We start from the raw sequence: 12924 nt of genomic DNA, 5'->3' as shown, positions 1-12924 counted from the left end.
CTGCCCTGGGGATGCGTTTGTTATGCTGTCGCTTCAATGTCTGTCGCGGCCTGGGCGTTCCGCCCGCGCCGCCCGCAAGCTCCAGGATCCATGCTCCAGCTCTTCTACTCGAATCGCTACGAAACCCTTGTCGGCGCGCTGCTCGACGATCTGGCACAAGCGCCGTCCGATCCCTGGACCGCGCAGCCCGTGATCGTCCCGAGCGCGGCGGTGCGGCGCCGGCTCGAGCTCGATATCGCCGCGCGCCAGGGCATCTGCGCGAATGTCAACTTTGGTTACCTCGCGCAATGGTTGTGGGCTCAGATTGGCGGCGTGATCAAGGTGCCGAAGCATTCACCATTCGCGCCGGACCGGCTCGTGTGGCGTTGCTACCGGCTGCTGGGTGAGGCGGACGAAGCGCTGCCCTGGAATGCGTCGCCGCGTCTGCGCACGTATCTCGATGCAGCGGACGCTTCGATGCGTTACGAACTCGCGCGGCGCGTGGCGACCGTGCTCGACCACTATCTGACCTATCGCCCGGAATGGCTGCTGCAATGGCAGAAGGGCGGCTCGATCTTCGCGAGCGGTGCCTCCGACGACACCGGTCCGCGCCTTGTCGGCTCGAGCGAAGCGGCGCGCGAGGACGAGCGCTGGCAAGCGGCGTTGTGGCGCGCGGTGCTCACGGAACTGTCGGGCGACGCGCAAACGCCCGCGGCCGCGTTGCCGCCTGCTTACCGTTTTCTCGACGAAATCGGCACGCTCGATCTCGAGGCGATCTCGAACGCACAGTGGCCCGAAGCGGTCAGCGTGTTTGCTCTGCCGACCATGCCGCCGTTGCACGTGGCGTTGCTGCGCGCGCTCTCGCGCTGGGTCGACGTGCGGCTGTACGTGATGAATCCGTGCCGCGAGTTCTGGTTCGACGTCGTCAGCGCGGGGCGCGTCGAAGCGCTCGACGCCGCCGGCCAGCTCGACTATCAGGAAGTCGGCCATCCGCTGCTTGCCGAGTGGGGCCGACAGACCCAGGCGCAGTTGCACATGCTGCATGAATTGACCGAGAGCGCGGCTTCAGGCGAGACCGGCGATTTCACCGAGAATCCGGAGCCGAGCTGGCTTGCCGCCGTGCAGAACGGCATCCTCAATCTGCATGACGAGACCGAGGCCGACGAACTGCCGATCGAGCGCGGCATTGAAGTGCACGTCTGCCACAGTCTGTCGCGGCAACTCGAAGTGCTGCACGATCGCCTGCTCGGCTGGTTCGATGAGTTCGACGATCTGCAGCCGTCCGACGTGCTGGTCGCCGTGTCGGATCTCGCGGCGGCCGGACCTTTGATCGACGCCGTATTCGGCACCACGCCGCCCGGCGACACGCGCCGCATTCCGTATCGGATCACCGGCTTGCCGCCGTCGCAGGCCAATCCGGTTGCGCGTCTGTTGCTCGATTGGCTGGCTTTGCCCGAGCGCAGCGTGGGCGCGCCGGATCTGATCGAATGGCTGCGCGTCGACGCGATTGCCGTGCGTTATGGCATCGACGCGAGCTCGCTCGAAGCCGCGCAGGAATGGCTGGCAGCGGCCGGCGCGCGTCGCGGGCTCGCGCCGGTCGAGCCGACCGGCGAACACGTGCCGATCGCCCGTCATACGTTTGCCGATGCGCTCACGCGTCTCTATCTCGGTTACGCGATGCCGGACGGCGGCGAGCCGGTCGATGCGTGGCTGCCGGTCGAAGGCGCCAACGGCTCGGATGCGGAATTGCTCGGCCGCCTCTCTCGTTTCGTCGACGACATCGACAGCTTCGCGGCGAATTGCGCGATCGAGCGCACGCCCGCCGAGTGGACGCAACTGCTGCTCGAAACGCTCGCACAATGTTTCGACGGCGGCGTCGAGTTCGCCGATTCGCTCGCCGCCGTACGCGACGCGATCGACAAGATGGGCGACGCGATGCAAGCCGGCGCGCAAGAAGTCGCGATGCCCGCCGCGGTGGTGCGCGGCGCGCTCACCGAAGCGCTCGACGACCCCGCGCGCGGCGGCGTGCCCTGGGGCAGCGTGACGTTTTCGTCGCTGACTAGTTTGCGTGGCTTGCCGTATCGCGTCGTCTGCCTGCTCGGCATGGACGACGGCGTGTTGCCGAGTCTCGCGCGTGCCGACGAGTTCGATCTGATGGCCGCGTTCGGCAAAGCAGGCGACCGTCAGCGGCGCGACGACGAACGCAATCTATTCCTCGATCTGCTGCTCGCGGCGCGCGATCGTCTCTTCATCGCTTATACGGGCCGCAGCATTCGGGACAACGCGCCGTTGCCGCCGGCCGCGCTGGTCGATGAACTGCTCGACCACCTCGCGCAGGTGTCGGCGGGCGAGGGCGCGAGTCCCGCCGAAGTCGAGAGCGCGCGGCATGCGTTTATCGTCGATCATCCGTTGCAGGCGTTTGCGTCGGACTATTTCTCGTCGCAATCCCAGCTGTTCAGCTATGACGCGGACCGCGCCGAGCTGGCCACGTTGCTGGCCGCGCCCACGCATCCGGCTGCGGCTCCGTTCTTCGATCGACCTTTGCCGCCGGAAGATCCGGCGCCGATTGCCTTCGACGAATTCGTGCGTTTCTGGCGTCATCCGGCGCGGGCGCTGTTGCGCGACCGTCTGGGCATCGTGTTGTCGGAAGCACAAGGTGAATTGCTGGACACCGAGCCGTTCGACCTCGATTACGCGGGGCGCGATGCATTGGCGGACCGTCTTTTGCCCGTGCTGCTCGACGTCGATACGGACGACGACGTCGTGTTCGAACGCGTGCGCCGCGTGGCGGCAGCGAGCCCGGAATTGCCGGGCGGCGCGACCGGCGCGGTGTGGCGCGCGCGTGAACTCGGCGCGTTGCGTCAGCTCGCCGACAGCGTGCGCCGCGAGGTGGCGTCGGGTGTCGAGCGTTTGCCGTTCGTGCTCGACATCGCGCCGCGCTGGCCCGAGAGCGAGGAACTCGCCGGTGCGCTGTTCGGCGCGCATGACGCGCTGCTTCGGCAAGCCGCCGAAACGCCGCTGCATCTGCACGGCAGTCTGAACCTGCTCACCGAAACAGGACAAGTGATTTTCCGCTACGCCAAACCTACCGCACGCGACTATCTGTCGGCGTGGCTCGCACATCTGGTCTATTGCGCCGCGCAGCCGAACGGTCCGCGCCGCACCGTTTGGCATGGCAGCGGTGAGAGTTTCGAACTCGCGCCGGTCGCCGCGCCACTTAACGAACTGGCGCCGCTTGCCGCGTTGTTCAAGGCAGGCCGCATGCTGCCGCTGCGCTTCTTCCCGAAGAGCGCATGGACCAAAGTCAGCGAAAGCGATTCCGCCGCGCAGGGCGTCTGGATTAATGACCGAGTGCGTGGCGAGTCCGACGATCCCGCCTTGCGCATCGCATTGCGCGGCACGCCGCTTACGCTCGACGAGCCGTTCGGCAGCCTCGCCGCGATCGTATTCAAACCACTCATGCAACATCTGCGGAGCGCGTCATGAGCGGCGCCATGAAGCATCACGCGCTGGTCGCCGAAGAACTCGACGTCTTCGCCTGTTCGCTCGACGGCGTGAATCAGATCGAGGCGTCGGCGGGCACCGGCAAGACCTGGAATATCTGCGCGTTGTACGTGCGCCTGCTGCTCGAAAAGAACCTGAACGCGGACCAGATTCTCGTCGTCACGTTCACGAAGGCGGCGACCGCGGAATTGCACGAACGCATACGCGGGCGCCTCGCCGAACTGCACCGCGCCATCGAAATGGATGACGACGGCGGCGATCCGTTTATCAGCCGTCTCTTTGAAACGACGCTGGCGCCGGAGCGGGGCATCGAGCGCGAGGACGCTTTGAAAGTGGTGCGGCGCGCGCTGCGCACCTTCGACCAGGCGGCGATCCACACCATTCACGCGTTCTGTCAGCGCGCGTTGCAGGAGGCGCCGTTCGCCGCGGCCATGCCGTTCGCCTTCGAAATGGAAGCGGACGACGCGGCGTTGCGCTTCGAGATGGCGGCTGACTTCTGGCGTGAGCAGGTGGAACCGGTGGCACATGCGCATCCGGCGTTCGCCGCGTGGCTGGTAGCCAAACGCGCCGGCCCCGCTTCACTCGATGAACAACTCGCGCGGCGTCTGAAGAAACCGTTGGCGCAGTTGCGCTGGGGCAAAGTCGACGCAAGTGGCACTGGCGCCGATCCGCAAGCTGGTTTCGACGCCGCGTGCGACCTCTGGTATGCGGAGCGCGACGCGATCGTCAGCTTGTTGGGCGAGGCGCAAGACCGTCTGAGCAAGACGTCGCATAAACCCGATCATGTGAGCGCCGCCATCGCCGCATGGACTGAGTATTTCGCGCAAGGCGACTGTCATGCGCCGCCGCCGAAGGCCGCGTTGAAGCTCACGGCTTCGGCGTTGAAGAAGGCTACCAAGGTCAAGTTCGAGCCGCCCGAACATGCGTTCTTCGAACACGCCGAAGCGCTCGCGGCAGCATTGGTCGCAGCCGAGGCCGCGCAACGCGCGCGCTGGCTCTCGCTCGTGCAGACCTGGCTCGACTACGCGCCCGCCGAGCTGGTGGCGCGCAAGCGCACGCGCCGCGTGGTGTCGTTCGACGATCTGCTGTCCAACTTGTACCGCGCGCTCGCCGCGCATCCCTGGCTTGCCGATGCGTTGCGCACGCGTTATCCCGCGGCGCTGATCGACGAGTTTCAGGACACCGATCCGCTGCAGTTCGCAATCTTCAGCCGCATCTTCGCGCCGGCCGGTCCGCTGTTCCTGGTTGGCGATCCGAAGCAGGCGATCTACAGTTTTCGCGCGGCCGATTTGCATACCTATCTGGCGGCGCGTGAGGCGGCATCCGCGTGTTACACGCTGGCCGTCAATCAGCGCTCGACCGCGCCCATCGTCGAGGCTTGCAACCGGCTCTTCGAAGCCAACCGCCAGGCGTTCGTGCTGGATGGTCTCGACTATCAGCCGGTGCGGGCTGGCGAACGGCGCAGACTGCCGTTCTCCGATCCGGACGCGAGCGCCGGCGACTTCCGTATCTGGACCTTGCCGCAAGGCGACGCCGCGTTGACCAAACGCGAGGCTCAGCGCGAAGCGAGCGAAGCGTGTGCCGCCGAGATCGTGCGGCTGCTGCGCGGCGCGCGCGAAGGTGCGGTGACGATCGGCGATGCGCCGCTCGCGCCGGGCAACATCGCGGTGCTGGTGCAAACGCATAAGCAGGGCAGTCTGATCAAGCGCGTGCTGGCCGCGTGGGGTGTCGGCAGCGTGGAGCTGGCGCAGGCGTCGGTGTTCGCGACGCTCGACGCCGAGCAGATCGAGCGTGTGCTGGCCGCCGTCGATACGCCCGGCGATCTGCGCCGTCTGCGCGCCGCGCTGGCCACCGACTGGCTGGGTCTCGACGCCGCGGCGTTGTGGCGACTCGAGCAGCTCGCCGACGCGCCATCGGTCGCCGACGATCCCGCGCACGCCGCCGACGCAATGGGTTGGGTCGAACGTTTTTCGCGTTATCGCACGCTGTGGCATGAGCGCGGCTTCGCGGTGATGTGGCGCACGCTGATGCGTGAGCTGCGCGTCGCGCAACGGCTGGTTGCCGGAGTGGACGGCGAGCGGCGTCTAACGAACGTGAACCACCTGGCCGAACTCGTGCAGGCTCGCGCCGCGACGCAACCCGGTATCGCGCCGACCTTGCGCTGGCTCGCCGCACAACGCACCCAGGGCGGTGGCGAAGACGCGCAATTGCGGCTCGAATCGGATCGCAACCTCGTGCAGATCGTCACGGTCCACAAATCGAAAGGGCTCGAATATGCGGTGGTGTTCTGTCCGTTCCTGAACGACGGCGGGTTGCGCGAGCCGCCGTCGTCCGGTTTGCCGGATGCACGCGAGTATCACGACGAAACCGGCGATGCGGTGCTGCATTACGGTTGCGACGACGAGGAGGCCGAGCATGCGTCGCGTTACGCGGTGCGTGAACAGGCGGCGGAACGGGCGCGGCTCGTCTACGTGGCGTTGACGCGCGCGGTGTACCGCTGCTATCTGGTCGCCGGCACGTATCTGTCGTCGCGCTCCAGCAAGGAGTCGCGCCGCAGCGTGTTGAACTGGCTCGTGGCCGGCGAGGGTCATGATTTCGGCGACTGGCTCGCCGAGCCGCCCGACGAAGCCGCGTTGTCGGCCCGCTGGCAGGCGCTGGCGGGTGGCCCGATCACGCTGCAGCCGCTGCCCAGGCCGGCGCGCCGCGTGCCGCTCGAAAGCCTTCAGGACCGCAGCGCGCGCATGCAGGCGCGAGCCAATCGCAGGCCGTTGCGCGATCAGTGGCGCATGGCGAGTTTCAGCGGCCTGATCGCCGCCGGCAGTAAAGCGGAAGAGATGCACGCGCCGGCGGAAGAGGTGCGTCCCGATCACGACGAGATTGCCGATGCGCTCGTCGTCACGCCCACTCCCGCGCCGCAGGCGCCGGCCTACGCAGAAGACGACATCCTCGCGTTTCCGCGCGGCGCCGCTGCGGGCGATTGTCTGCATCGCATGTTCGAACTCGCTGATTTCACCGAGCCGCATACCTGGCCCGACGCCATCCGCGGGGCGTTGCGCGAGCGTCCGGCGCCGGCTGTGCCTGAACTCGCCGCACGCCTGCCAGCGATGATGCACAACCTGCTCAGAGACGTGGTCACTGCCGAACTGCAGCCCGGCATGGCGCTCGCCAAACTGAACCCGCATCGGCGCCTCAATGAACTCGAGTTTCTGTTCGCCGCGCCGTCGCTGGATTTCCCCGCATTGCGCGAACTGCTGATCGAACACGGCTATCCCGACGTGGCACTGGAGCCCGGCGTGTTGCGCGGGTTCGTCAAAGGATTTATCGACATGATCGTCGAGCACGACGGACGTTTCTGGATCGTCGACTGGAAGTCGAACCATCTGGGCGACACCGCCGCCGACTACGCCGCCGCGCCGCTCGAAGCGGCCATGGCGAGCCATGCGTATCACCTGCAGGCGCTGCTTTATACGGTCGCGCTGCATCGTTATCTGAAAACGCGGGTGCGCGATTATTCGTACGACACGCACATCGGCGGCTACCTGTATCTGTTCGTGCGCGGCGTGCGTCCGCATTGGCGCGACGCCGACGGACCGGCGGGCGTGCATATGCGGCGGCCTGCATTCGAATTGGTCGCGCTGCTCGATGCGGCCATGATCGGGGGTGTCGCATGAGCACGTTCGAACAGAGCGCATCGGCGCCGCCCGAGTTTGACGACATCGGCGTGAGTTTGCCCGCGCCTGCGGATTTCAGCATCGCGCTCGCCGAAGGTTTCGCGCGCCGCATCGGCACGCTGGCGCGGCGTGGCGGCGCTTCGGCGGAAGCGGTCAAGTGGGCGGCGCGGGGCGCATTTGCCGCGAGCCGCGCGACGGCGGAAGGGCACGTGTGCGTGCCGCTTGCGTTGCTGGCACGACGCTTCGAGGTGTCGAGCGCCGAAGTGCGCGCGGCATTGTTCGCTAGCGGCATGGCGAGCGATGGTTCGCAAAGCGCGGCGGCGTTGCGGCCGCTGGTGGTCGATGGGCAAGGGCGCTTGTATCTGGCGCGCTATTACGACTACGAGCGGCGGCTTGCGCGCGCGCTGGTGGCGCATGCGGGGGTGAGTGTCGCGCGATCGGTCGACGCTCAGGCTCGTGGGCGTGATGCCGGCGGGAGCGGTGCTGACGCGGGATCTCTTGCTGGAACCGACGCTAACGCCGACGCGCGCGCTGGCGCGGCTGCGAACGCTAGCGCGAACACCGGTCCGAATTCCAACGCCAGCGTGAGCGCCGGCGCCGGCTATTTCGCCAGCGCAGACGGCGCCATGAATGCGAACGCCCAAACACTGCACGAGCGTCTCGTGCGTTACTTCGGTCCACCGAAGGACGACGAAGTCGACTGGCAGCGCGTCGCGGCAGTCATGGCGCTGTCGGGGCAACTCACCATCGTCAGCGGCGGACCTGGCACCGGCAAGACCACCACCGTGGTCGGTGTGCTTGCCTGCCTCCTCGATGCACGCGCGGATTTGCGCATCGCACTTGCGGCGCCTACCGGTAAAGCCGCGCAGCGCATGCAGGAGGCCTTGCTCGCGCGCGCCGGCGATTTACCGCCTGAACTCGCCGCGCGTTTGCCGCAGACGTCGTACACCCTGCATCGTTTGCTTGGCTCCGGGCCGGGAGGACGCTTCCGGCATCATCGGGACAATCCGCTGCCTTACGACGTCGTGGTGATCGACGAGGCGTCGATGATCGACGTCGCCATGGCCGCGCATCTGCTCGACGCCATCGCCCCGCAGACGCGTCTCGTGATGCTCGGCGACAAGGACCAGCTCGCCGCCGTCGAGGCCGGCGCGGTGTTCGCCGAACTCAGCGCGCGTCCGGCTTTTACACAAAGTGGTTTGCGGCGGATCGCCGGGGCGCTCGGCATCGACGAAACGCGGCTTACGCAGGCACTGCCGGGCGCATCGCGGGGCTTCGGCGCGGAGCCTGGCGATTTGTTCGCGCCGGACGACGATCTGTTTGCATATGCAGGTTCGCCGGATGCTTTCGATGAACCGCCGGTGAGTGACCTTTTCGAAAGCACAGCATCACCGACGACGTCCGCTTCCTCCACGCAAAGCCCGCTCGCCGATTGCGTCGTCTGGCTCGAGCGCAACTACCGGTTCGGCCTGGAGTCGCCGATCGGCCGACTGTCGCTCGCGATTCGCAACGGCTCGGCGAGCGCCGCGCTGGATGTCCTACGCACCGATCCCACGGAAACTTGCGCTGCGGCGCTTCACGAAGACACGCACGCGACGCTTGCCGAGCGCACCGTCACACGGCTCGCCGCGGGTTTCGCGCCCTACGCCGACGCGCTTGCCGCAGCGCTAGCAGCCGAAACGCCTGACCCGTTGCCGCTGTTCGACACGCTGAACCGTTTCCGCATTCTGTGCGCGACCCGCTCCGGGCCACGCGGCGTCGATCAGGTGAATGCGGCGATGGCGGCGCAGGTGCGGCGCGCGGCGGGTGTGACATTGGCAGTGGGCGCACAGTGGTTCGCCGGGCGTCCGGTGATGGTGACGCGCAACGACTACGCGCTTGGTCTCTTCAACGGCGATATCGGCATTGCGCTGCCGGGCGCGAGCGGCGCGTTGCGCGTGTATTTCCGGACCGGCGACGGCGGTTTGCGAGCGGTATCGCCGGCGGCGCTTCCACCGCACGACACCGCGTTCGCGCTCACGGTTCATAAGTCGCAAGGCTCGGAGTTCGAGCACGCGGTGCTGATGCTGCCTTCGGTATTCAGCCGGGTGTTGTCGCGTGAACTGGTGTACACGGCGATTACCCGCGCGCGTGAACGGGTGGAAGTGATCGGCGGGCGCGCGGTGTTGGCGCAGGCCATTGCGACGCCGACACAGCGCGACTCCGGGTTAGCCGCGCGGATAGCGGAAGTGTGGCGTGGCGCTGAATAGCAGGTGCGGCTGGCGGGGCTGCTTCGCGGTCAGATCACGCGAATATTGAACTGCAGAAAGGCAGAAAGGCAGAAAGGCGGAAAGGCGGAAAGGCGGAAAGGCGGAAAGGCGGAAAGGCGGAAAGGCGGAAAGGCGGAAAGGCGGAAAGGCGGAAAGGCCCGAGCGCATTTTGCGCCGAAGCCACTCAACTAGCAGCGCCTCCCGACTGCACGCGCGCCTCCACGCGGCCACGCATGGTCTTTCGATACCAGAACGTCCACAGCGTGAGGCCGCCGTAAATGCCGTAGCCGATAAACGGCGAGACCACCAGGAAGCGCTCGATCGGCCACGTCAGCGCCATCCACGCACGCAGCGCAGTTTCGCCGGTCAGGCCGACGCCCCACACCAGCGTCATCAACCGCATGGCGGAAACGAGAGCGGGCCGCTCCCGCCAAAGCGCTTCGAAGCGCGCCGCGCCGCCTTCCATTTCGCGGGCAACGGTGGCGCGCGCGAGATAGAAGATCAGCGGGCGGCGCATCGGCAACGAGAGTAGAAACACCACGCCGACCGCGCCGGACACCAGCGACTCGCGCAACAGCAGCATGCGCGGACTGCCACCGAGCGCCATCGCCGCGACCGAGAGCACGATGCCGGCCACCACCAGCACGCTGAGCGCGTCGACGCGCCGAAAACGCACGAGTTCGATCAGACTCCAGACGATCGGCGGCACGGCAGAAGCGATCAACGCGCCGGTCTCGCCGAGGTGCGGCAGCGCAAGCCGGTACGCGAGCCACGGCAACAGAAAGTTGACGGCCAGTTCCAGCACAAAACCTGGACGGAGTTTCATGTGAATTTACGCTGTAAGCGAAAAACGCAGTATCGATGAACTGGCCGCGCGGACGCAAATAGTTTTTCGCATCGGCGGGCGCGCTCGATAGTCCGTAGTCGGTGATCGGTCGCGCGCTGTGTACACTCATGTTTCCCGATTCAAGCTCGCGTCATGACATCCCGCTATCCAATCCCGCCGAACGAAATCGAACTGACCGCAGTGCGCGCGCAAGGAGCGGGCGGTCAGAACGTCAACAAGGTCTCGAGCGCCATTCATCTGCGCTTCGATGTGCAGGCTTCGTCGTTGCCCGAAGTGTTGAAAATGCGTCTACTCGCGTTGTCCGATCATCGGCTCACGCGCGACGGCGTCGTGATCATCAAGGCGCAGGAGCATCGGACCCAGGAGATGAACCGCGCGGCTGCGCTGGCGCGGCTCGATGAACTGATCGAAAGCGTCAGCGTGACGCGCAAGCCGCGCGTCGCCACCCGGCCGACGCGCGCGTCGAACCTGCGGCGCCTCGACGGCAAGGCCAAACGCAGTGAGATCAAATCCGGCCGCGGCCGGGTGGACGATTAGCGCTTGCTGCCGCGTCCTGAAGGGCGCGCATCCGTGGCCGTCGCGGCCGGCACGAAGTCGACGCACAGCACATGCGTGCCGTCATGTTCGAAGGCGAGAGCCGCGGTGTAGCAGTCCTGACCGTCGGCTAGCGAATAATGCGGGCCCATCATCGCGACGCGCCCCGGCGCGGCGAGCGCATGCTTGAAATAGGCCCGCCGGGACCAGTTGCTGTGCGTATCGGTATAGAGCGGCGCGAGCCGCAGCGGAGGCGGCGGCACCGAGGCGGCCGTGACCGAGGGCTGGGTCTGTTCGCCCTGTCCGTCGGTGATGAACACACGGCGTGCTTCGCGCAGATGCCAGACCTTTTGTGCCGCCTGGCGCAAATCGCCGGTGGCCTTGTAGGTCTCGGCGGCGGCCAGCACCGCTTCAGCAAAACCTTCGAAACCGAGCCGCTGATGGCCGGCATGTTCGCGTTCGTAGTCGGCGAACTTGCCCCACATCGATTCGATCAGCGCCGGCACCTTCGCGCAGGCCGCCTGCACGGAACTCTTCGGTTGACCGAGCCAGAAACCCTGGACGAAATCGACGTCGGCTTCCATCAGGATCATCAGCTCTTCGTCGGTTTCGACGCCTTCAGCGAGCACCAGCGTGCCGGATTGATGCAGCATCGAGACCAGATGGCCGATCATCGAGTCGTCGCCTTCGCGCTTGCCGGCGCGCGCGACCAGCGAGCGGTCGAGTTTGACGATGTCGGGGCGGAAGCGCCACACGCGATCGAAGTTCGAGAAGCCGGTGCCGAAGTCGTCGATCGCGATCAGGAAGTCACGCGGCTGCGACGCGGCGAGCATGCTGGCGACGGCGGATTCGTCGTCGGCGGGCTGCTCGAGCACCTCGATCACGATGCGCTCCTGCGGCAGACCGAAGTGCGCCGACAGCTCATCGATGAACGCGCGTTGCGGCCAGCCGGTTTCGAACACCTGCGGGCGCGTATTCAGAAACAGCCACCCGGTGCTGATGCCTTGCTCCATGAAATTCGCCACATGCAGGCAGCGCGCGATGCGGTCGAGCTCGCGGGCGTCGGCGGCCGAGCGGGTGCCGGAAAAGAGCACGTCGGGCGAGACCGGCAAACCGACTGGATCGAACGCGCGCAGCAACCCCTCGTAGCCGACCACGCGCTGGTGCGTCACCGACAGCACCGGCTGGAACACGCTGTGCAAAGTCAGCGCGCGCCACGTCGCGGTCCAGCCGGACTCGTCCCGGACCAGATGCGGGAGCAGGCCGCTCAGGGTCAATTCGCTGACGGATGGCATAAAGGCAGGCAAGAGAGCGGACATGGCGACATCGCGGCAAGCGGGTGACAGGACGCGCCAGGCGATTCGGCGCGCAACGGATGCACGGCCCACGCGTGCGCTGGGCAGGTCGGATAAAGCCCGGGAACGCGGAGAGCGATGCCAGCCATGCTGGACTCCGGCGAATTAGTCAAAACCAGTCTAACAGTTTGCAATTCGCGTGAATGTGCGGGTTATCACAGACGCGGGGTCATATCCGCGGTGGTGCCGATCTCCACGCCAATCGGCCGTCCGGCGTGAGTTTTGCGCCCGTTTGCCGCGCGCAAAACCGCTTGCGCCTGGCGCTATCAATCGCCTGTATGAAACCGAGCGTAACAGGGCGGCAAGCGGGCACCCGCCAAACTCCAGGCAAGGACGGTACTCGGACGTATGGAGGCTCGAACGGATGATCCGGTCAGCGCGGACGAAACCTGAACAGGCACGCCGCTGGCTTGCGCGCAGGCCGCCTGCAGGTTTGGCGAGCGCCGGGTATGCTGCTGCTTTTCGTGAAAGGGAGGTCAGGCATGTCGGAAATCGCGGTGGTCGCAATCTCGGTGGCGAAGCCGGGCTATGAAGAGCAATTGCGCCAGGCGCTCGAAGGGCTGGTCGGGCCGACGCGCAAGGAGCAGGGCGCGCTTCAGTACGATTTGCACCGCGACGTGCAGGAGCCGCGCCGGTTCGTGTTTGTCGAGCGTTGGGAAAGTCACGAAGCGCTGGTGGTGCATGCCAGATCGGCACACATCGAGGCGTACAAGCAAGCGGTGGCGGATTGGGTGGAACACGCGGAAATTCGCGTCGTGTCGAAAATCGCCTGAACCTTCAGACGA

At 66.4% G+C, this 12924-nt stretch carries 7 protein-coding genes; 5 read left to right on the top strand and 2 right to left on the bottom strand.

What is annotated here, in order from left to right:
- Positions 1 to 90: 90 nt before the first annotated feature.
- The 3 genes from recC to PQR42_RS08360 are packed head-to-tail and all read left to right on the top strand — an operon-like array spanning position 91 to position 9403.
- Positions 91 to 3465, top strand: a complete 3375-nt coding sequence (gene recC / locus PQR42_RS08370; protein ID WP_408386403.1) for an exodeoxyribonuclease V subunit gamma — start codon at positions 91 to 93, stop codon at positions 3463 to 3465.
- Complete coding sequence (gene recB, locus PQR42_RS08365; RefSeq protein ID WP_408386405.1) at positions 3462 to 7154, top strand: exodeoxyribonuclease V subunit beta; 3693 nt, start codon at positions 3462 to 3464, stop codon at positions 7152 to 7154. Before recC ends, recB begins: the two co-directional genes overlap by 4 nt.
- Positions 7151 to 9403 carry an AAA family ATPase gene (locus PQR42_RS08360; RefSeq protein ID WP_408386407.1) on the top strand — a complete coding sequence of 751 codons (2253 nt, stop codon included), beginning with the start codon at positions 7151 to 7153 and terminating at the stop codon, positions 9401 to 9403. The genes recB and PQR42_RS08360 overlap by 4 nt, the downstream gene beginning before the upstream one ends.
- 184 nt (positions 9404 to 9587) lie before the next feature.
- Here PQR42_RS08360 and PQR42_RS08355 read toward each other — a convergent pair whose 3' ends face one another.
- A complete protein-coding gene (locus PQR42_RS08355) occupies positions 9588 to 10229 on the bottom strand; it encodes a VC0807 family protein (RefSeq protein WP_408386409.1) in 642 nt (213 codons plus the stop codon).
- 153 nt (positions 10230 to 10382) lie between these two features.
- Between PQR42_RS08355 and arfB the strand changes: the two genes are divergently transcribed.
- The gene (gene arfB / locus PQR42_RS08350; RefSeq protein WP_012432640.1) at positions 10383 to 10787 is read left to right on the top strand and encodes an alternative ribosome rescue aminoacyl-tRNA hydrolase ArfB; all 405 of its coding nucleotides are present in this window, start codon (positions 10383 to 10385) and stop codon (positions 10785 to 10787) included.
- Here the strand turns inward: arfB and PQR42_RS08345 are convergent.
- A complete protein-coding gene (locus PQR42_RS08345) occupies positions 10784 to 12103 on the bottom strand; it encodes an EAL domain-containing protein (RefSeq protein ID WP_408212798.1) in 1320 nt (439 codons plus the stop codon). The genes arfB and PQR42_RS08345 overlap by 4 nt on opposite strands.
- Before the next feature lie 518 nt (positions 12104 to 12621).
- Between PQR42_RS08345 and PQR42_RS08340 the strand changes: the two genes are divergently transcribed.
- Complete coding sequence (locus PQR42_RS08340) at positions 12622 to 12912, top strand: putative quinol monooxygenase (protein ID WP_408386411.1); 291 nt, start codon at positions 12622 to 12624, stop codon at positions 12910 to 12912.
- Positions 12913 to 12924: the final 12 nt, after the last annotated feature.

Origin of the sequence: Paraburkholderia sediminicola (assembly GCF_046027355.1) — a bacterium.
Taxonomy (GTDB): domain Bacteria; phylum Pseudomonadota; class Gammaproteobacteria; order Burkholderiales; family Burkholderiaceae; genus Paraburkholderia; species Paraburkholderia sediminicola_B.
Note: the sequence above shows the minus strand (reverse complement) of the source record. Positions and strands in the feature narration are given on the sequence as shown.